This window comes from Burkholderia sp. MSMB1589WGS (assembly GCF_001636105.1).
GTDB lineage: Bacteria > Pseudomonadota > Gammaproteobacteria > Burkholderiales > Burkholderiaceae > Burkholderia > Burkholderia humptydooensis.
Map to the genome: position 1 here is coordinate 1,236,261 of NZ_LNJT01000006.1, position 19,493 is coordinate 1,255,753.

25 protein-coding genes and 2 pseudogenes are annotated in these 19,493 nt (G+C 64.4%); 15 read left to right on the top strand and 12 right to left on the bottom strand.

Translation table 11 applies throughout. The features are described from left to right. Positions 1-62 precede the first annotated feature (62 nt). The 6 genes from WT16_RS07975 to WT16_RS08000 form a co-directional block, all read right to left on the bottom strand. Positions 63-854 (bottom strand): tetratricopeptide repeat protein, encoded by a 792-nt coding sequence (locus WT16_RS07975; RefSeq protein ID WP_063533024.1) that lies wholly within the window; start codon positions 852-854, stop codon positions 63-65. Continuing rightward, positions 851-1,636: an aldolase/citrate lyase family protein gene (locus WT16_RS07980; RefSeq protein ID WP_063533025.1), complete on the bottom strand. Its 786-nt coding sequence runs from the start codon at positions 1,634-1,636 to the stop codon at positions 851-853. The genes WT16_RS07975 and WT16_RS07980 overlap by 4 nt, the downstream gene beginning before the upstream one ends. A gap of 276 nt (positions 1,637-1,912) precedes the next feature. Beyond that, positions 1,913-2,365, bottom strand: a complete 453-nt coding sequence (gene queD / locus WT16_RS07985) for a 6-carboxytetrahydropterin synthase QueD (RefSeq protein ID WP_006024106.1) — start codon at positions 2,363-2,365, stop codon at positions 1,913-1,915. Between the two features lie 19 nt (positions 2,366-2,384). After that, the gene (gene queE, locus WT16_RS07990) at positions 2,385-3,017 is read right to left on the bottom strand and encodes a 7-carboxy-7-deazaguanine synthase (RefSeq protein WP_009910947.1); all 633 of its coding nucleotides are present in this window, start codon (positions 3,015-3,017) and stop codon (positions 2,385-2,387) included. A gap of 95 nt (positions 3,018-3,112) precedes the next feature. Then, complete coding sequence (gene queC / locus WT16_RS07995) at positions 3,113-3,847, bottom strand: 7-cyano-7-deazaguanine synthase QueC (protein WP_006024104.1); 735 nt, start codon at positions 3,845-3,847, stop codon at positions 3,113-3,115. A gap of 791 nt (positions 3,848-4,638) precedes the next feature. After that, a complete protein-coding gene (locus WT16_RS08000; RefSeq protein ID WP_161935761.1) occupies positions 4,639-5,379 on the bottom strand; it encodes a type II toxin-antitoxin system death-on-curing family toxin in 741 nt (246 codons plus the stop codon). Positions 5,380-5,722: 343 nt separating this feature from the next. On the opposite strand from WT16_RS08000, the gene WT16_RS30560 reads away from it, so the two are divergent. Together WT16_RS30560 and WT16_RS08005 are read left to right on the top strand one after the other, a co-directional pair. Further along, positions 5,723-6,874, top strand: a complete 1,152-nt coding sequence (locus WT16_RS30560; RefSeq protein ID WP_076823251.1) for an ImmA/IrrE family metallo-endopeptidase — start codon at positions 5,723-5,725, stop codon at positions 6,872-6,874. Continuing rightward, a complete protein-coding gene (locus WT16_RS08005; protein WP_158510039.1) occupies positions 6,858-7,373 on the top strand; it encodes a DUF4411 family protein in 516 nt (171 codons plus the stop codon). The genes WT16_RS30560 and WT16_RS08005 overlap by 17 nt, the downstream gene beginning before the upstream one ends. 530 nt (positions 7,374-7,903) lie before the next feature. On the opposite strand, the gene WT16_RS08010 is transcribed toward WT16_RS08005, so the two are convergent. The 4 genes from WT16_RS08010 to WT16_RS08025 form a co-directional block, all read right to left on the bottom strand. Then, positions 7,904-8,176 (bottom strand): BrnA antitoxin family protein, encoded by a 273-nt coding sequence (locus tag WT16_RS08010; protein WP_004524430.1) that lies wholly within the window; start codon positions 8,174-8,176, stop codon positions 7,904-7,906. Next, on the bottom strand, positions 8,136-8,408 hold the full coding sequence (locus tag WT16_RS08015) for a BrnT family toxin (RefSeq protein WP_004524431.1): 273 nt from the start codon (positions 8,406-8,408) through the stop codon (positions 8,136-8,138). Before WT16_RS08015 ends, WT16_RS08010 begins: the two co-directional genes overlap by 41 nt. A 106-nt stretch (positions 8,409-8,514) precedes the next feature. Next, the gene (locus WT16_RS08020; protein ID WP_015985030.1) at positions 8,515-9,570 is read right to left on the bottom strand and encodes a phage portal protein; all 1,056 of its coding nucleotides are present in this window, start codon (positions 9,568-9,570) and stop codon (positions 8,515-8,517) included. Further along, entirely contained in the window at positions 9,567-11,336 is a 1,770-nt protein-coding gene (locus tag WT16_RS08025) for a terminase ATPase subunit family protein (RefSeq protein WP_038765882.1), read from the bottom strand. The genes WT16_RS08020 and WT16_RS08025 overlap by 4 nt, the downstream gene beginning before the upstream one ends. A 143-nt stretch (positions 11,337-11,479) precedes the next feature. Between WT16_RS08025 and WT16_RS08030 the strand changes: the two genes are divergently transcribed. From WT16_RS08030 to WT16_RS08090, 13 genes and pseudogenes are all read left to right on the top strand, one after another. Beyond that, on the top strand, positions 11,480-12,289 hold the full coding sequence (locus WT16_RS08030) for a GPO family capsid scaffolding protein (protein WP_063533027.1): 810 nt from the start codon (positions 11,480-11,482) through the stop codon (positions 12,287-12,289). Positions 12,290-12,333: 44 nt separating this feature from the next. Then, positions 12,334-13,347 carry a phage major capsid protein, P2 family gene (locus WT16_RS08035; RefSeq protein ID WP_063533028.1) on the top strand — a complete coding sequence of 338 codons (1,014 nt, stop codon included), beginning with the start codon at positions 12,334-12,336 and terminating at the stop codon, positions 13,345-13,347. Next, positions 13,344-14,033: a terminase endonuclease subunit gene (locus WT16_RS08040; RefSeq protein ID WP_063533029.1), complete on the top strand. Its 690-nt coding sequence runs from the start codon at positions 13,344-13,346 to the stop codon at positions 14,031-14,033. Before WT16_RS08035 ends, WT16_RS08040 begins: the two co-directional genes overlap by 4 nt. A 99-nt stretch (positions 14,034-14,132) precedes the next feature. Beyond that, positions 14,133-14,612, top strand: coding sequence for a head completion/stabilization protein (locus WT16_RS08045; RefSeq protein ID WP_063533030.1), 480 nt, complete (start codon positions 14,133-14,135; stop codon positions 14,610-14,612). Then, a complete protein-coding gene (locus tag WT16_RS08050) occupies positions 14,612-14,863 on the top strand; it encodes a hypothetical protein (RefSeq protein ID WP_063533031.1) in 252 nt (83 codons plus the stop codon). Before WT16_RS08045 ends, WT16_RS08050 begins: the two co-directional genes overlap by 1 nt. Next, positions 14,860-15,066, top strand: a complete 207-nt coding sequence (locus tag WT16_RS08055; protein ID WP_063533032.1) for a tail protein X — start codon at positions 14,860-14,862, stop codon at positions 15,064-15,066. Before WT16_RS08050 ends, WT16_RS08055 begins: the two co-directional genes overlap by 4 nt. Before the next feature lie 14 nt (positions 15,067-15,080). After that, positions 15,081-15,425 carry a putative holin gene (locus tag WT16_RS08060; RefSeq protein WP_004553021.1) on the top strand — a complete coding sequence of 115 codons (345 nt, stop codon included), beginning with the start codon at positions 15,081-15,083 and terminating at the stop codon, positions 15,423-15,425. 1 nt (position 15,426) lies between these two features. Further along, positions 15,427-15,699 (top strand): phage holin family protein, encoded by a 273-nt coding sequence (locus WT16_RS08065; RefSeq protein ID WP_004524440.1) that lies wholly within the window; start codon positions 15,427-15,429, stop codon positions 15,697-15,699. Beyond that, a complete protein-coding gene (locus WT16_RS08070) occupies positions 15,696-16,508 on the top strand; it encodes an N-acetylmuramidase family protein (RefSeq protein WP_063533033.1) in 813 nt (270 codons plus the stop codon). The genes WT16_RS08065 and WT16_RS08070 overlap by 4 nt, the downstream gene beginning before the upstream one ends. Beyond that, a pseudogene (gene lysB / locus WT16_RS08075) lies at positions 16,505-16,861 on the top strand (Rz-like lysis system protein LysB); the annotation flags it as partial. The gene WT16_RS08070 and the pseudogene lysB, both read left to right, overlap by 4 nt. Next, entirely contained in the window at positions 16,782-17,057 is a 276-nt protein-coding gene (lysC, locus tag WT16_RS34815; RefSeq protein ID WP_231892034.1) for an Rz1-like lysis system protein LysC, read from the top strand. The pseudogene lysB and the gene lysC, both read left to right, overlap by 80 nt. After that, positions 17,050-17,466 carry a phage tail protein gene (locus WT16_RS08085; protein WP_063533035.1) on the top strand — a complete coding sequence of 139 codons (417 nt, stop codon included), beginning with the start codon at positions 17,050-17,052 and terminating at the stop codon, positions 17,464-17,466. Before lysC ends, WT16_RS08085 begins: the two co-directional genes overlap by 8 nt. Continuing rightward, positions 17,463-17,930, top strand: coding sequence for a phage virion morphogenesis protein (locus WT16_RS08090; protein WP_082874748.1), 468 nt, complete (start codon positions 17,463-17,465; stop codon positions 17,928-17,930). The genes WT16_RS08085 and WT16_RS08090 overlap by 4 nt, the downstream gene beginning before the upstream one ends. A 103-nt stretch (positions 17,931-18,033) precedes the next feature. Here the strand turns inward: WT16_RS08090 and WT16_RS30565 are convergent, their stop codons facing one another. After that, positions 18,034-18,756, bottom strand: a complete 723-nt coding sequence (locus WT16_RS30565) for a hypothetical protein (protein ID WP_231892035.1) — start codon at positions 18,754-18,756, stop codon at positions 18,034-18,036. Positions 18,757-19,017: 261 nt separating this feature from the next. Beyond that, positions 19,018-19,493 (bottom strand): annotated as a pseudogene (locus WT16_RS08100) (DNA methyltransferase); the annotation flags it as partial.

Here is a 19,493-nt window from a genome sequence, read left to right on the forward strand (position 1 = left end):
GTCGGGATGACGTCGGGCGCGGCCGGCGCCGCGAACGGGACGGGCGTCAGCCGCACCGGCCGTCAGTTCGGCGGCCCGGACGCCTTCGGCGCCGACGCGCCGCCCGGCCCCGCCTTCAATGCCGCCGTCAGCTCGCGGTACTTGAGCGCCGCCGCGCCGTCGCCTTGCGCGGCGGCGGCCGCATAGTACGCGCGGGCGATGTCGAGATTGCGCGCGACGCCGTCGCCGCCGCGCTCGTAAAACGACGCAGTCACGTATTGCGAAACCGGCTCGCCCGCATCGGCCGCCCGCTTGTACCACACGAACGCCTGCCGGTTGTCGCGCGGCGTGCCGCGCCCGTCGAGAAACTGGTTCGCGAGCGCGAGCTCGGCCTGCACGTGCCCTTGCCGCGCGGCCTTCAGGAACCAGCCGTGCGCGGCCGCCGGATCGCGCGCGACGAATTCGCCGTCGTCGAGCATCCGGCCGTACACGTACTGCGCCTGCGACATCCCCGCGTCGGCCGCGCGCCGCAGCCAGCGCAGCCCTTCCGGCACGTTCGCCGTCACGCCTTCGCCGTTGATCAGCATCATCGCGTAGTCGAACGCGGCGAGGCGGTTGCCGCGCGCCGCCGCGTCGTGAAACTGCACGAGCGCCGCGCGCAGATTGCCCGCGTTGTAGTCGGCGACCGCCGACTCCGTCTCGCGCTCCGGGTTCGACTGGCTCGGCCCGCCCGATGCCTGCGCCCCCGATGCCTGCGCGAACGCGCCGCCCGCGGCCGCGACGAATGCCGCCGCGACGAACGAGTCGATCGCCGCGCCGCGAAGCGCGTGCCGCGCGCGAGCCGAGAACGGCGCGCCGCGGCGCTTCCCGTTCATCCCCGCACCTCCTGCAACGCCTGTCGCGTCGCACGCAGCAGCCACACGACATCCGCCGACAACGCGACCACGCGGAATCCGGCTTCGAGAGACTGGCGCGCGCCGGCCGCGTCCGCGGCGAAAATACCCACCGGCACGCCGGCGCGCCGCCCGGCCGCGAGCACGTGCTCGAGCGCGGCGGTGACATCCGGATGCTTCGTGTCGCCAAGATGCCCGAGGCTCGCCGACAGATCGGCGGGCCCGACGAATACGCAATCGACGCCCGGCGTCGCCGCGATCCGCTCGGCTTCGTCGATGCCGCGCGCCGATTCGATTTGCACGATCGCCGCGATCTGCGCGTTCGCCGTCTGCACATAGTCGCGCCGCATCCCGTACGCGGCCGCGCGGACGATGCCCGCGACGCCGCGCAGCCCGTCCGGCGCGTCGGGCGCCTGAAAGCGGGTGAGCCGCACCGCATGCGCGGCCTCGTCGGCCGTCTCGACGCCCGGGAACATCAGCGTGCGCGCGCCCGCGTCGAGCGCCCGCTTGACGAGCCACGGCTCGCGCGCCGGCACCCGCACGACGGGCTCGCTCGGCAGATGCGCGGCCGCGAGCGCGCGCAGTTGCGCGGCGACGTCGCGACTGTCGTTCGGCGCGTGCTCCATGTCGATGCACAGCCAGTCGAAGCCGGCGTGCGCGAGCGCCTCGGTCGCCGCCGCGCTCGAGAGCGTCAGCCACAGGCCGAGCAGCGGCTCGTCGCCGTCGCGCAAACGTGCTTTCAGGGAATTGGTGAGCGTGCTCATCGGCGGCCTCCTGTCGTGCGGCGCACGGGCGGACTGCGATTCGGAAAGAGGAGCGGCGAGGCCGCCGGGCGGAGCGCTGCGCCGCAACAGGCGGGGCGCGCGACGCGTTCGTCGCGGCGGACGATCCGCGATTCGATCATACCGTGATCGCGCCCGCGCGCGGATTCGGAAAACACCGATGCCGGGCCGGCCGGCCCTTGGCGGATTCAGGCAAAGAACGGAGCAGGTGGGAAGCCATGAGCAGCGCGGCGCGACTCACGCGGCGCGCCGCCCGCGTCAGCCGCGCGGATCGCGCTCGACGTCGGCCCAGCAGTTCGGCGTCTCGTACAGACGCACGCGCTCGAGGCGCAGATTGACGCCGTAATGCGCGTCGTACACGTTCGCGAGGATGCCGAACGCGATCGCGGCGAGATTCTCGACGGTTGGAATCCGGTCGAGCACGACCGTCTTGTGGTCGGCCATCCTTTCGAGGAACGAGCGCACGATTTCGTCGCGCGCATAGACGAGAAACGCGTGATCCCACTTGCTGACGAGGTGCTCCATCGCGAGCGCCTTCACGTCGGCGAAATCCATCACCATCCCGCGGTCGGGCGCGCCCTCGGTCTCGACGAGATCGCCGCGCAGCGTGATTTCGAGCACGTAGCGATGCCCGTGCAGATTCCGGCACTGGCTGCGGTGATCGGGAATGCGGTGTCCCGCGTCGAATTCGAGTTTTCGGGTAATCAGCACGATGAATGAAGCGTAAGGCTCAGGGAATGTTCAGGTACTTGTGCGTCTGCATCGACAGCCGCCATTGCGGATGGCGCTTGCACCAGTCGATCGCGAGCTTCGTATTGAGCTCGCGCGACGGGCCGTCCATCGGCTGCACGAGGAAATGCTCGAAGTCGAGCTTCGCGTAATCGGCCAGGTGCTGGTTGTCCTGCGGCACCACCACCTTCAGTTCGTTGCCCTTCGTGACGACGAGCGGCGCATCCGCCTTCGGGCTCACGCAGATCCAGTCGATCGATTCGAGCACGGGCAGCGAGCCGTTCGTCTCGATCGCGATCGTGAAGCCCGCCGCGTGCAGCGCGTCGACGAGCGGCTGATCGAGCTGCAGCATCGGCTCGCCGCCCGTGCAGACGACAAAGCGATGCGCCTCGCCCGCCGGCCAGAGCGACGCGATCTTCTCCGCGAGCGATGCGGCATCCTTGAACTTGCCGCCGTTCTCGCCGTCGGTGCCGACGAAATCGGTATCGCAGAAGCGGCACACCGCGCCGTCGCGATCCGCCTCGCGCCCGGTCCACAGGTTGCAGCCGGCGAACCGGCAGAACACGGCGGGACGACCGGCGTTCGCGCCCTCGCCCTGCAATGTATAGAAGATTTCCTTGACCGTGTACGTCATGCTGCTTCGTTCCGGCTTGCGCCGCTCGCCTTCCGTTACTCGATGAATCCTGTTGCCGCTCGCGCCCACGCGCGAGCGCCACGCCGCGCCGCGCGTCAGACGGGCGCCTCCGTCACGCTTTCGCCGCGCAGATACGCTTCGAAGCCGCGCTTGCGCAGCTTGCACGCCGGGCATTCGCCGCAGCCGAAGCCCCAGTCGTGCAGCTCCGAGCGCTCGCCGACGTAGCACGTGTGCGTCTCCACGCGGATCAGCTCGACAAGCGGCTTGCCGCCCAGTTGCTCGGCGAGCCGCCACGTATCGGCCTTGTCGAGCCACATCAGCGGCGTCTCCAGCACGAAGCGCGAGTCCATGCCGAGATTGAGCGTGACCTGCAGCGCCTTCATCGTGTCGTCGCGGCAATCCGGATAGCCGGAGAAATCGGTCTCGCACATGCCGCCGACGAGCACGCGCAGCCCGCGCCGATACGCGATCGCCGCGCCGATCGTCATGAACAGCAGGTTGCGGCCCGGCACGAACGTGTTCGGCAGGCCGTTCGACGCCGTCTCGATCTCGATCGCGCGCGTCATCGCCGTGTCGCTGATCGCGCCGAGCACCGACAGATCGACCATGTGATCGTCGCCGAGCTTGTGCGACCACTGCGGAAAACGCCGCTTCAGCGCATCGCGCACGCCCTCGCGGCATTCGAGCTCGACGCGGTGGCGCTGACCGTAATCGAAGCCGAGCGTCTCGACGGTCTGATAGCGCTCGAGCGCCCAGGCAACACACGTGGCCGAATCCTGGCCGCCGGAAAACAATACGAGCGCGCCGTCCTTAGCGTCTGTCCGAATCACCGTGATACTCCGTGAATGATGAGCGAGCGCGCCGGCGATCCGACGCGCGCCGGCCCACCCAGTATAGGCAGCAGCGCGCGGCCCGAAACGGCGCGGCGCTTATGTCGCTCATCGCGCCGCGCGGGCGGCGCACGGACCCGCGCGATGCACGAGCCGCCGAAACGAAAAAAGGACTTGCGGCGCCTTCTCGCGCATCCTCAAGTCCTCTAAGTCTTTGAGTCGACGAAGATTTTATCACGCCGCCCCGCAATCGGCCGAGGACCGGAATGCCGCGCCACAAACGAAAAACCCCAAGAACCTGGCGATTCTTGGGGTGGGATACTGCTGGTGGCCTGGGGCGGAATCGAACCACCGACACGCGGATTTTCAAAACGTACCGCCGACACCAGCGCCCCGTCTGGCAAGGCATCGCGGCCGCCCAAGAAGCGAAAAGCAGCCTGAAGTATTACACAACTTGGCACATTCCGGGCACAGCCCGGTTCATCCTCGGCACACGCGGCATCCGCCAGCAAGCCCCCGCGCGACGCTGAACGGGATGCCGGATCGCTCACGCGCGCCATGCGGCAGAATTGAGCGTGGACATGTAGCCCTCAAGCACCGCCTTCGGAGCTTTACCGGCACACCACAATCCGTTAAAAATCAATGCCTTGCGCAACTCGCAATTTGCAAAACCAAGGCTAATCAAGGGCAATCAAGGCCATCCCAGCTCATCCAAACTGTATTTTCACTGTACAGCGCAAGTCCGGATCGGGGCCTGACGCGGTCTCGCGAGACGTCGATTTTTCAAAAATCTAGGTGTGCGCGAGCATTCGTAGCACTTCTATCAGGTCACCGATAATCCGCTGTTCCGGCTGCACCCCAGCGGAAAGGTCGTCGAAAGAAATCCCCGACTGTCCATCAGTAAACCCAATCTTTTTTGCATACACACGAGCTACCATGCCGGCAAGTCGGCCTGTGCTCTTCGAAATTCGAACGCTCTTTCCGCCCGGCACGGGACCGTGGAGAATCCACGCACTTCTGTCCGCGCTGCTCTTTACGCGCCCGCCGGCTTCCTTAATTTTTTCGAGAAAGGCTGCTACGCGGACTTCGCCGTTGGCGCGCTCAACCTTCTTGCATCGATGCTTCAACCATTCTTCGATGCCCGCAACAAGCTCGTCGGGCTCTTGTCGTCCATCAACGTCAGGTAATTGGCCTTTCGCGATGCTCGTGACCAACTTAAAAAGATCGTGGTCTGTTGCCTCGATGCGTCGCTCGTTCATATCAAGAAACCGCACCATCGACACCAACGCTGTGCGCTTGTTCCCATTATGGAAGGCGTGATTCTGTACGAGGGAATGAAACAACGCGGCTGCCTTCGCCTCGACGGTACGATACTTTTCGACTCCTCCAAGCGAAACTCGTGGGCGACCCGCGGCCGACGAGACAAGACTAGCCTCGGGGTCACGAGGCCCGGACGGCTCAATGGGATCACCGTCCTCCCTGAAGACGATCGCAAGAACCTCATGAATGTAAAGAACGTCCGTGTCGGACAAGTACCGGATCATCTCGCCCCCGCTTCTATCGAATGCTGACCTCAATCGATCGAAATGTCATACGGCCCGTGACCGCTAGGCTACACCGATAGTGACCGACGACAGTAGGTCAGTTAGGGGAAACGTCAGGATGATCGAGGTGTCAGAGGCAGCTTGATGATTGGTGAGATCTGGTACATTTCCGCCTATGCTGGTGTATGAGAGAGATCGTTACCTCGTCTGAGAAAGGGGCAGAGAGCCTGATTGCACCAGCCCACGGCTTCGAAAGGTAAGAAATACCTATCGGGCCTACGGGCGGCGCTCTGCTCGTGAATCCTCGCCCTAGGCGAACAACGCAATTCACATGACTGACATTCTGAGCCTTTCTCCCGAAGTCCTAGATTGGGCCGCCAGTCAAACCGGGGGCTCGCTGGAAGACATCGCGCGGACGATCTCGAGACGCACCCCGGAAAAGATCATCGCGGGAACGCTTACAACTTCTCAGGCAATTAAGTTTGCGTCCGCAGCAAAGGTGCCGTTTGGCTATCTATTCTTAAAAGCTCCCCCTGCGCCGCGGGTTCGTCCAGAGCTCGTAGATTTCCGCACGATCGACTCGTTGTCGGCGCCTTTGTCGCGTGATTTCTTCGAAGTGTACGACGATGTGAAATTCAAGCAGGTTTGGTACAAGGATTTCCTCGAAAGAGAAGGGGCCGAGCCGCTGGAATTTGTTGGTCGAGGACGCAGGCAATCTCTTGATTCCGCGCAAGTTGCCGCGCAAATCCGCGCCGCGCTTCGCTTGGATACCGTTGCGATGGGAAAAAGCAGAACTGCCGAAGAGCTATTCAGTTACTTGTCCGCGCAGACAGAGGCAATCGGCATACTTGTATTTAAAAATGGGATCGTGGGAAACAACACGTCCCGGCCGCTATCTGTTTCGGAATTTCGTGGCTTCGCGATCAGCGACCCAATTGCGCCAGTCGTATTTATTAATGGCCGTGATGCTCCCGCAGCCTGGATGTTTACACTCATACACGAGATCGCTCATATCTGGCAGGGAGATATCGGCGTTTCGGACGCAGATACGGTGTCGCATAACGGGGACGAAAGATTTTGCAACGCGGTAGCTGCCGAAGTACTTGTGCCCTCGGCGGACTTTACCTCGATGTGGGCGCAGGCGCGGGGTGCTTCTAAGGCACGGCTTAACGAATTGCGTCGTCAATTCAAGGTAAGCTTGCTCGTCTTGGCGCGACGCGCATTAGACTTCAATTATATTAGTGAGTCGTTATACCGTGAAATCTATCTGATCTCGCAAAAATCGGCGGCGAAGGTGGACGACACGGGCGGTGGAAATTTTTACGCGACACTTGCGGTGCGAAATAGCAGGAAATTGGCGAGGCGCGTCGCGTCGCTGGCAACCTCGGGTAACATCAGTTTGCGTGAGGCAGGTCAGCTATTAAATACAAATCCCAATAACGTCGTTACTTTCTATGAGAAGCAGCGTGCGCTTCCTGCTTGATTCTGACGTCCTGATTACTGCGAAAAACCTGCACTACAATCCAAATTTTTGCACAAATTTCTGGATGTGGGTGGCGCACGGATTCCAACATGGCACTGTGTATAGTATCGATAAAGTGCGGGATGAATTGCTGAATGGAAAAGAAGACGATCCGCTTCGTGGGTGGGCATCCCAGCCAGCGTTGGACGGCTTTTTCCTAAACAGCGTCCCGAGTGCCCCTAAGTGGCAAAAATTAGCTACCTGGGCGATCGAGCACGTGCCGCCGTTTCAAGCTGCCGCGCAGGACAAGTTTCTGGACGTAAAGTCGGCCGATGCATGGCTGATCGCGTTCGCGGCTCACAATCCTGGATACGTGATCGTGACGAATGAACAGCCTGCACCGGAAAGTCGCAAATCCATCAAGCTACCGGATGCTGCCGCGGCGGTCGGCGTTAGCACAATGTCTTTGTTTGACTTGCTATCGCAGCATGCAATTGGTGATTTCGCCTTTAAGGCTTAGCCGATCCGCAACATCGCGCATCAAAACGCACGATTTCCGCGCACTGAGATACGGCTGGAAACCCGCACCACAATCGGCCGCAGGCTAAGCGACCATGCGCACGAAAACAACCCTATCAAGCGAAGCCCGCAGGCGAGGAGGGGACTGCGCAAAAGCCGCCGCAGTGACCGTCGGTGCGCAGGCGGGCCGGACCCTCAAATACCCCGTGCGGCCGCGTCACGGCCTCGTGGAGCCGCTCGCGGCGCGCGGCCGGAACGCGGCCACCCTGCCAGCGCCAAGCCGCTGTAGGCCCTCTAATCGCGCCGTCGGAATCGCCCCATACCGCTTTCGCAGCCTCGCGGCAACAGCAATCGGGACGATGGGACGCTAGATGGGACAACGGGACGCTAGTCGGGACACAGATGGGACAGCGACGGGACACGCCGCGCGCCGTCCCACCGAGTCGCTCTGCGGTTCGCGTTCCCCAGACGCAAAAAAGGGCCGCGCCCGGTTGCCCGGTGCGCGGCCCTGCCTTTGGCCGATGCGATTCGTTACGCTGGTTTGTGCGTCTTGAGCCACTCCTTCAACACGGCATTCACCCGCGTTTGCCAGCCTCGGCCGGTCGCTTTGAAGGCGTCGAGCACGTCATCGTCGAGCCGAATCGTCGTCGCGGTTTTGTGACTGCCGAGCGGCCGCCCCGGCCCACGGCGGACCAAGCGGTCGCCGACGTACTCGTCCGCCCGCTCAAAAAATTCGTCGGTCAGCTCCGGCGCGTCGTCCGGATCAACCCAATCTGTGTGCGTAGCGCGCTTGCTCACGGTCATTTGCTTTCCTCATGCTGATAATGCGGCGAGCCTCGCCGCGTGGCGTCCAAACCATCACGATCATGCGGCCGTCCAGCGTGCCGACCGTGATGTAGCGCGATTCAACGTAATCCTCCCGCGTATCCTCCAACGTGAAGTGGTGCCCGGCGAACACCTCCACTGCACGCGCGAAATCCAGCCCCCGCTCGGTCAGTGTCTTGTCGCGTTTGTTCGGATCGTATTCAAGTTCCATGAGCTTTATTGTAAGTACAAAAATATCCCGGCGCAACGAATATTTGTACATACTTTTATCCGTGTGAGGCAGCGTTCGCGGGCGCGGACGCGTCCCGCTCAATGCGCTACGCCGCGACCGGCGCCGGCGGAATCTCGTAATCGTCGAACGTCACGACCTCGTCGCCGAGCCAGTCGTTCAGCTCGGCGAAGCGCGCCTGTAGCGGCCTGATTTCGTTGCGCCCGAACACGCGCGCGGCGGTATCCGGCGTGCCGAACCCGCCCGAATTGCTCGGCACGATGCCGAGCAACTGCGGCGGCACGCGGTGTGCGGCGAGCAGGTCATCGCGCGTCACGTTCTTGATGTTGAAGAACTCGTCCTTCGCGGCGACCTCGGACACGGGAATGAGCTGGATGCCGTCCTTCTTCCCGCCCGGCGCGTACATGAACACGTTGCGAAAGTTGCCCGGCCCCTTCGCGTTCTTCAGCGCGTCGCGCATGTTGTCCACGTCGTCCTGCTTCTGCGCGGCGTCGGTCATGTACAGGATGAAGCCGGCGTGGCTGCCGTTCTCGTAATACTTGCGCCGGAACAGCGTCGACGATTCGTTCAGCCACGCCGAGTGCAGCGAGCTCAGATACTCGGGCAGGCCATAGACCTCCTGATTGATGTCCGGCCGCACGAGCTGGAACACGCTGTCGGGCTCGAACTCGTGCCGCTCCTGCCAGCCGTTCACGTACACGAAGCCGCTGAAATCGGCCTTGCGCCGTACGTACTTCGCGAGCGCGGGCTCGAGCCGCAGCGTGCCGCCGACCATGTTGCGGCGGCGTTCCAGATAGCCGTTGCCGAACGTCAGGAAATCGAGCGCCCACCGCTCGAACGCGTGCCGCGACAGCCAGCGGTGCGGGCGAAACGTCGACGCCAGCACGTTCGCCTTGAAGAACAGCGCCGAGCTATGGTGCGTGCTCGCGCGAAACGATTTCGCCAAGCCGGCGAAGCTGACCGGCGGCTCGAACCATTCGCCGTTCGACCAGCACTCGACGTAATCGAGAATCTCGGCCCGGTTCATGACGGGCGTCGGATCGTCGAACGTGAAGACCTCGGCGCGCGCCGGCGCGGCGCTGCCGGCGCTCGGATTGGGCGCGGCCGCGAACGTGCGTGGCGCGCGCGATCGGCGCTTGCTCATGCGTAAAACTCCGTGAATGAAGATGAATGAATGCCGCCGCCGGCGAGCGGCTCGCGGTCGATCGCGTGCAGGCACGCCCACGCCAGGTCGGCGTGGCCCGTCTCGTCGGTGCGGCCGGCGGTGTAGGTCGCCTGACGGCCGCTCGCCGTCATCGTCTGTTTGATCGCCATGAACGCGGCGGCCAGATCGGTCCAGCCCGCGTCGAATTGCAGCCGGCCGTTCCGGACGACGGATTGGCCCTTGAGCACGAGGCGGGTTTTCACCTCGGGCGAGTAGTTCAGCGCGACGGCGGCCGGGAAGAACTTGCGCACGAGCTGGTAGACGCCTTGCCCCATGCCCGTGGTGTCGATCGCGATGTAGCCGACGTTGTAGCGCTGCGTGATCGCCTCGATCGCCGCGGCCTGTTCCTCAAAGTCGTTGCCGCGGAACTGGTGACGTTCGAGCACGCGGAAGGCGCCGCCGTCGACGCGCGGCGGCGCCACGACGACGAGGCCCGCCGAGTCGCCCGTGAGCGCCGGATCGTAGCCGACCCACACCTCGCGATAGCCGAACGGCCGCAGCAGCAGCGGCGAGAAGTCGTCCGCCCATTCCTCCCACGAGTCGACCATGCAGCGTTGCAGGTCCGACAGCTTGAACACCGACAGCGAATCGTCGATGAAGTGGCACATCAGCAGGTTCGCGAATTCCTCGGCGCTGTATTCGCGGCGCAGCTCGTCGATGTCGAACAGGTTGCAGCCGCCCGCCATCGCGTCGAGCACGGTCACGATCTGCCGCCACTGCGCGTCCCCGCACAACATGCCGCGCACGAGCGCCTCGTGGCTCGTGTCGATCTGGATGCGCTCGCCCGCGGCGCGGCCGCGGTTCGCGTGCGCGCCGCTCCAGAACGCGTACGCCTCGTGCGTGACGCTGGACGGCGTGCTGAAGTAAGTCTTGCGCCAGCGCTTGTGCATCGCCATGCCGGAGGCGACCTTGTTCAGCTCGCGGAACTTCGGAACCCAAAAGTATTCGTCGAAGTAGAAGTTGCCGTGGTACGACTGCGCGGTGCGCGCGTTCGTCCCCAGGAAGTACAGCGTCGCGCCGCTCGGCAAGATGATCGGATCGCCCGTGAGCTCGATGTCGGCCGCCGCGCGCGCGAACTGCGTGATGTACTGCTTGAAGACGTGCGCCTGAGCCTTGCTCGCCGACAGGAAGATTTGATTACGGTCGGTGTCGAGCGCGTCGACGAGCGCCTCGCGCGCGAAGTACCACGTCGCACCGATCTGCCGCGATTTCAGGATGTTGCGCGTGCGCTGATCGCCGTTCCGATACCAGACTTTCTGATAGTCGAACAGCGAATCGCGGAACGCTTCGATGATGCGCTTGTGCTGTTCGTCGCTGATTTCGTTACGGGGCGCACGGCGTTTCGGGCCGGCGTTGCGCGACGCAATCTTCGGATTCAGGTCCGATTCCTTCCCCGTCTCGTCGTACTTGCGCACGCGCGCGAGCCGCTCGACTTGGCGGCCGAGCAGGTCGATTTCCTTGTAGTCCGCGCCGTCCTTCTTCTCCTTCGCGATCAACACCATCATGCGCACTTCGAGCGATGCCTCGATGCGCTCGACGGGCGTTGCGTCTTTCCACTTTTCGCGGCGGCACCACGACGCGACGGTCGCGGGCTTGATGTCGAGATGGCGAGCGATCGACGCGATGCGCCAGCCTTGCCAATAGAGCGTGCGCGCGACCTTGCGCACGTCGTTTTCGAGCTGATGAGGGTCCGTAGTTTCAAGCATGCGGCCAAGCGTAGGCCGCCGCGTGCGCGCGAGCACGCGCAGCGCGCTGTACCCGCGTGACCCACAAACGCCGCTCGTTGAGCCGTAGCGCATGAACGCCGAACATGAGAAGCACGCTCACTCAACCACGTTCGACCCTCTCTATGGCAAGCAAAACCAAATTCTTCCGCGTCGCAGTGGAAGGCGCGACCGTCGACGGTCGCGAGATCAAGCGTGAATGGCTCACGCAGATGGCGAAGCACTACGACCCGAAGCTGTACGGCGCGCGCGTCAACCTCGAACACCTGAAGGGCTGGGCGCCGCTCTCGGCGAACAACCCGTTCGGTGCATACGGCGACGTGATCGCGCTGAAGGCGGCCGAAATCGAAGACGGCCCGCTGAAAGGGAAGATGGCGCTGTTTGCGCAGATCGATCCGACCGACGAGCTCGTCGCGCTGTCGAAGAAGCGCCAGAAGATTTTTACGTCGATCGAAATCAACCCCGACTTCGCCGACATCGGCGAGGCGTATCTCGTCGGGCTCGCCGCGACCGACGACCCGGCGAGCCTCGGCACCGAAGCGCTGCAATTCGCCGCGAAGCGCTCGAACAACCTCTATTCGCCGGCGTGCGAGACGGCGATCGAATTCGAAGGCGCGACCGAAACGGCCGGCCTCAAGGAATGGGTGAAGGGCCTGTTCGCCCGCAATCGCGAGAACGACGACGAGCGCTTCGCCGACGTGCGCGAAGCGGTCGAACGGGTCGCCACCCATGCGCACCACACGGGCCGCGAAGTCGCGACGCTGAGCGCGGCTGTCACGAGCGCCACGAGCGCGGCCGCCGACGCGAAGAAGCGCGCTGACGAAGCGTTCGCCGCCGTCGAAGCGCTCACCGAGAAACTGTCGAACACCGGCAACGGCGCGCCGCAGCGCCCGCCGTCGACCGGCTCGACGGGCGAGCTCGTGACCGACTGCTGACCGACTGCTGACCCATCCCGCACACCACACAGGAGAATTTCCCGATGAGGAAGGAAACGCGCAAAGCGTATGAAAAGTTCGCCGCGCAAATCGCCAAGCTGAACGACACGGCCGACGTGTCGGCGAAGTTCGCGGTCGAGCCGACCGTGCAACAGCGGCTCGAAACGAAGATGCAGGAATCGAGCGAGTTTCTCAAGCGCATCAACGTGCTGCCCGTGACCGAGCTCGAAGGCGAAAAGCTCGGCCTGTCCGTGTCCGGCCCGATCGCGAGCCGCACCGACACCACGAAGGCCGCGCGTCAACCGATCGACCCGACGGCGCTCGACAGCAACCGCTACCGCTGCGAGAAGACCGACTACGACACGGCGATTCCGTATCGCAAGCTCGACATGTGGGCGAAGTTCGCCGACTTCCAACAGCGCATCCGCGACGTGATCCTCAACCAGGGGGCGGTCGATCGCATCATGATCGGCTGGAACGGCGTGAAGGCGGCCGCGACGACTGACCGCCAGGCGAACCCGCTGTTGCAGGACGTGAACATCGGCTGGCTGCAACAGTACCGCGAGCGCGCGGCGCAGCGCGTGCTGCACGAAGGCGCGAAGCAGGCCGGCAAGGTGCTCGTCGGCAAGGCGGGCGATTACGAGAACCTCGACGCGCTCGTGATGGACATCGTTTCGTCGATGATCGACCCGTGGTTCCAGGAAGACACGGGCCTCGTCGTGATCTGCGGCCGCGAGCTGCTGCACGACAAGTATTTCCCGATCGTCAACGCGACGCAGGCGCCGACCGAGCAGCTCGCGGCCGATCTGATCGTGAGCCAGAAGCGCATCGGCAATCTGCCGGCCGTGCGCGTGCCGTTCTTCCCAAAGCGCGCGCTGATGGTCACGAAGCTGTCGAATCTGTCGATCTACTACCAGGAAGGCGCGCGCCGGCGCACGCTGAAGGAAGTGCCGGAACGCGACCGCATCGAGAACTACGAATCGTCGAACGACGCCTACGTGGTCGAAGACTTCGGTTGCGGCTGCGTGGCCGAAAACATCGAACTGGCGGCGGCATGACGATCAACACGCCCGCCCGCGCACACTTCAATCGCGTCTCGGCCGCGCGCGCGGCGGCGGCCGCGTCGCCCGGCGCGACGATGAAGGGCGCGACCGCCTATGAGCTGATGCTCGCGAAGCTCGCGGCCGACCGCCGCGCGCTCAAGGGCATTCAGTCGATCGAGCGGAAGATCGAGCTGAAACGCAAGCTGCTGCCGGACTACGCCGACTACGTGGCGGGCGTGTTGAGCGGCGGCCGCGGCGCGCAGGACGACGTGCTCGTGACGGTCATGGTCTGGCGCATCGACGCCGGCGACTTCGACGGCGCGCTCGCGATCGCGGCCTACGCGCTCGCGCACGGCCTGACGCTGCCCGACCAGTTCGAGCGTTCGCTCGCGTCGCTCGTCGCCGAGCAGTTCGCCGACGCCGCGCTGTCGTCGTTCCTCGACGGCGAGACGTTCGACGCGGCGAGCCTCGAGCTCGTCGACGATCTGACGCGCGCGGCCGACATGCACGACCAGGTGCGCGCGAAGCTGTACAAGGCGCTCGGCTACGCGACGCAGGCCGCCGCGCCGGCGCGCGCGCTCGACTATCTGCGCCGCGCGGTCGCGCTGAACGATCGCGTCGGCGTGAAAAAGGACATCGACCGGCTGACGAAGCAGGTCGAAGCTGCGGGCCGTCGGGGCGACGGCGCCGACGGCACGTAAAGAGCCCACCTCGGCATGGCGGCACCGGCGCCCAGGCCCTACGCCTGACGGTCACGGACCTGGTGCGCCGGTCCACCGCCACCTCATTGTGAACCGACCATGAACAGCTTTGTTGCCACCGCCGCGCCCGCCGTCGCGGCGACGCCGATCGAAGGCACGTTGACGAACGACGGCTTCTTCCCGGACATCGATCTGTCCGCGCTGCGCGACGCGATGCGCCTGGACGGCACCGTGACGGCCGAGCGGCTGCGGCACGCCGCGCGCGACGCGCTGCTGACCGTGAACGACGAGCTCGCCGCGTGGCGCGCACGGCAGCGCGCGGCGGGTGCGGCGACGCTCGCCGACGTGCCGGCGCCGCGCATCGATGGCGAATCGGCACACGTGGCCCGCTACCGGCGCGCGGTGTACCACCTGACGCTCGCGGACGTGACCGAGAAGTACCGCGGCTACGACACGACGAAGAGCGGCGGCCAGGTCGCGGCCGATCTGGCTGCGACGGTCGACGACGCACGCCGCGCTGCGCGATGGGCGATCAGCGACATTCTTGGCCTGGCGCGCTCGACGGTGGAACTGATCTGATGGCCCGCCCCCTGTACCGCATTCGTCAGTTCGCGCAATCCCGCGTGCGCGGCGGAAAGCTGTTCTGCGCCGGCGCGTGCCAGGTGCAGCAGCGCGTCGCTGGCCTGTTCTGGCTGGAGATTGCCTATTGCTCGGATCACACCGGCGCGGAGGCCGCAATACGAGCCGCCGTGCTCGCGCGCCGGCGAGCCCGACTCAAGCCGCGCGTGCTCGGCCTGTTCGATCGCGACGGGCAGGCGCTCGGCGAATGAAGATTTCAGCGCTGCAAGGCGAGACGCTCGACGCGCTGTGCTGGCGGCACTACGGCAGCACGGCGGGCACGGTCGAAGCCGTGCTCGAAGCGAACCCCGGCCTCGCCGAACTCGGCGTGGTGCTGCCAATGGGAACCGTCGTGGAGATGCCCGAGCGCAGCGCGATCGAGACGACCACGCCGCTATTGCAACTGTTTGACTGACCGGAGCCGAATGAATGGCTGAACCGAACACCACCTCGGCTGCGGCGCTGTTCGCCGCGGTCGGCCTCGCCGGCATCGCGCCGGGCGTCGACGGCGACGCGCTGATTGGCGCGTTCGCGGGCGCGGCGCTCGTCGTCGTCACGTCGAAAGACCTCGGCCTCGCGAAGCGCGCCGCGTACATGCTCATCTCGCTCGTGATGGGCTACCTCGCCGCGCCCGAAATCATTCACGCCGTGCCGATCCGCTCGACGGGCGTCGCCGCGTTCTTCGCGGCCGCGCTCGTGATCGCGGTCACGCTGACGCTGATCGAGCGCGTGAAGGGCATGGACCTGTTCGCGCTGTTTCGCAAGGGAGACTGACGTGCATGTCTCGTCCGCACTCGTCGCGCTCGCCGCGCACCTGGCCGTCATCGTGCGCGTGCTGACCTACCGCAAGAACGGCGCGCGGCATCGCTTCCACGTCGCGTGGGCAGCCTGGGTGATCGTCGCGATTTCCGGCGGCTCGGCGATCGAGCTGCTGTTTCATCCGAAGCCGACCGGCTTCTTTCACGCGGCGCTCGCGGTTCTGCTCGCCGTGTTGGTGTACCTCGCGCGCGGCAACGTCGCGCGCCTTCTACGGAGTGACGAAGCGTGAACATCCTTCGATTCAACGATCACGGCGCGGAAGTCGGGCTGCTGCAGCAGCGCCTCGTGCGCGCCGGCTACCCGGTCGACGTGTCGCACCTTTACGACGAACAGACCGAGCGAGCCGTCCAGACGTTGCAGGCGGCCGCGGGCCTCGTCGTCGACGGCATCGCCGGCCCGAAGACGTACCGGGTGCTCGCCAGCGGGCAGCGCGACCCCAAGCACCTGACGGACGCCGACCTCGCGCGCGCGGCCGCGACGCTCGGCGTATCCGTCGCGTGCGTGCGGGCTGTCAACGAAGTTGAGTCCCGCGGCGTGGGCTTTCTGGACGACGGCCGGCCGAAGATCCTGTTCGAGCGGCATGTCATGTATCAGCGGCTCGTCGCGAATGTCGGCAGGGAAGCGGCGGACGCTGCCGCCGCACGATGGCCGGGCGTCGTCAACCCGAAGCGCGGCGGCTACCAGGGCGGCGCCGCCGAATACGTGCGGCTCGACACCGCGGCGCGGATCGACGCGACATCCGCTTACGAGTCCGCGAGCTGGGGCGCGTTCCAGATCATGGCGTATCACTGGAAACGCCTGGGTTACGCGAGCGTCGACGAATTCGTGTCCCGTATGGAGCTGGGCGAAGCCGAGCACCTCGACGCGTTCGTGCGGTACGTCGCGGCCGACAAGAAACTGTTGGTCGCGCTTCGTGCCCGGAAGTGGGCGGCGTTCGCGGAAGGCTACAACGGCCCGGAATTCGCGATCAACCTGTATGACGTGAAGCTCGACCGCGCGTATGCGAAGTACGCCGGCGCGGGCAAGGCGGCCGCATGAGCTTCGCCCGCCTGACGCCGTGGCTGGCGCTGATCGCGCTGATTGCGTTGGTCGCGAGTTGCCAGCACGGCCGCGCGCTGCGCGCGCAGCTCGACCGGGCGACCGACGACGCGCGCCGCGCGAAACACGAGGCGCAGGCGAGCGCTGCCGTCATCGAGCGTCTGTTGGCCGATGCCAAGGCGAAAGATGCGCAGCGCGCGCAGCTCGATCGCGCGCGCGCCGGCGTCGACGCGACGCTCGCGACCTATCGAAACGAACTGCGGAGACTGATCGATGAAAACACCGCCGTGCGCGCCTGGGCTGCTGGCGCTCTGCCTGACGACGTTGTGCGCCTGCACGCAAGCCCCGCCCTCAATGGCGCCGACGATTACGCTCAACGAATGCGCGGCGGTGACGCCGTGCACGATGCCGGCGATGGCGCCGCGCACCAACGGTGAGCTGAGCGACGCGTTGCACGTCGCGCGCGCGGCGTGGGCGCGCTGCGCGTCCGAAGTCGACATGATCGCGACGTGTCAGGCGCGCGTGCGGCGGGCGGACGGCCATGAATAAGCCGAACAGCCTGCGCGCGGCGCTCGTCGCCGCGTTGCCGCAGCTCAACGCCTCGCCGGACCAGTTGCTCGTGTTCGTCAACGAAGGCCGGATCGAGGCGACGGGCACGCGCACGGCGTCGTTCGACTATGAATACGAGTGCGAGATCATCATTCGCGACTTCATCGGCAACCCGGATGACGTGATGATCGCCGTTGTCGAATGGGCGCGCGCGAATCAGCCGGACCTCGTGACGAATCGGGACGAGCGCCGCAACTGCATGACGTTCGTCGCCGACATCCTGTCAAACAACGCCGTCGACCTCGGGCTCAAAATGAAGCTGTCGGAAAGCGTCGTGGTCGGAACCGATGAAGCCGGCAACCGGACGGTCGAGCACATCGACGACGCAGCCGACGAGTGGCTCTCGTGACGGACGATCTTCAGGCGCTCGAACGGTGGGCGGGTGGGCTGCTCGCGAAGCTGTCGCCGGCGGCCCGCCGTCAACTGCTGCGCGAGCTTGGCCGCGATCTGCGGCGCGCGCAGCAATCGCGCGTGGCCGCGCAGCGGAATCCGGACGGGTCCGCTTATGCGCCGCGGAAGGTGAAGGCAGGCGGCAAGCACTTGCGCGAGAAGGCCGGCCGTGTGAAGCGCGAGGCGATGTTCCGGAAGCTGCGCACCGCGCGCTATCTGCGCATCGATGTCGACAACATGGGCCTGGCGATCGGCTTTGACGAACGGCTCTCGCGCATCGCACGTGTCCACCAGGAGGGCCAGAAAGCGCCCGTCGAGCCGGGCGGCCCGCTCGCGCAGTATCCGGTTCGCGTCGTGCTCGGTTTCGCGGATGCGGATCGTGAGCTCGTGCGCGATCGGCTATTACGTCACCTGAACCGCTGAACCGTTCACCGCGGCCTTGAACCGCGTCGATGCGATCGCGCAAGAGGCCACATTCGATCGGCATCGTATGCGGCCCTCGGCTGTATGTTATGGAACTGGACAATCATTCCAAGGCTGCGCGAAAGTCGCCAACCTCGCCAAGCATGCTCCCCCTGTAGGCTTTCAAGGCCGACTCCCATTCATATTGCTTAGGATGCGCTGCAAACCAACTGTTGACAAAATTTTCTAGGCGATAAGTGCCACTCCAATCTTGGTTATCGCTTATCCAAAAGTCGTAAAGGTTGTTCGGGACGTTATCTGGCGAAAGCGTCTCCGCAAGCCATGACCAGAGATGATCACAGGGGATCATTGCGACGACGCCATAGATCGGCTCCATGAATTCGGCTACATAGTGTTCATGGGCAACATAAGCTTTTACTGCATCGTTCGGATTAATCGCCAGGATGTCTTTGATGTGCCACGACTTCATGATGGAGTCGGTGTAAGACAGATAACCTTCATAGCGAGCCTGTGCAAAAGCTGCCAGCATGTCTTCATGATGTTTTTTCGCGCGCGCCTCAACCAGACGATAATCTTGCTCTGCCCGAACGCAGTATGCTGCGTCCTGCACTGTGTATTGCCCGTAATTGCAGGGAGGCAAGGTACCGTTAGCAATGCCTTGAATGTAAGGCGAGTTAAGGGCATCTTGTGCCAAGCTATAGCATGCTTCCCAGAGTTGAGAAGTAATCGAGTTGGCTGGCGGTGGCGATGTGGAAACGTCTAACTTCGCCAGCGATGGATGGTCTAGTTGGATACGCCGCGGCGTCCTCGTCACGAGTGGCTTCATCATCATGCTCCGTCTATTTTATGGGGACACTTTATTTTTAGCGAAATAATTAATTAAATTTCGCATCGAGGCCGATTAAATCGAGCTCGATCCGTAGCTGAAATTTATATTTTTAATTACCCCGCCAGCAATGACCCCGTCCCGCGCATTAACGACCCTCAAGTACCGACGTTATTATAGGAGATAGGAATTAATATTTTTCCACCCCTATTTAAATTGAGGTTGAATCACATCATTCAATAATCCGCCGAATCGTTTCATTTAACTACTGCGCTGCCTGCCCCCTGAGTCATCCGTCGTAGCGTCGAGCCGGGCCGATGCGACCGCGTGATACGCCCCATTCGTCTCGCATCCGATCCAGTGCAACCCGCCTCCCGCGCCGCGGCGAGAAACGTCCCCGATCCGGCAAACAGATCGCACACGACGCCGCCGGCCGGCACGAGCCGCACGACTTCGCGCGCTATATCGAGCGGCTTCTCGGTGACGTGTTGCTTCGGCACCGGCAAGCGGCACGGGAACACGCCCGGCAGATACACATCGCAGTCGCGCATTGCGCCGCGGCTCGCCCATACGACGAATTCGGCCTGTTGCGCGAAGCCGCCGCGCCGCGGCCGCGTGCGGCCGGGCGTCTTGTCCCATACCGCGACGCCGCGCAGGACCAAGCCGGCCGCCTGCACGACATCGGTCAGCGTCGGGAGCTGGCGCCAGTCGATGAAGCTCACGAGCAGCCCGCCCGG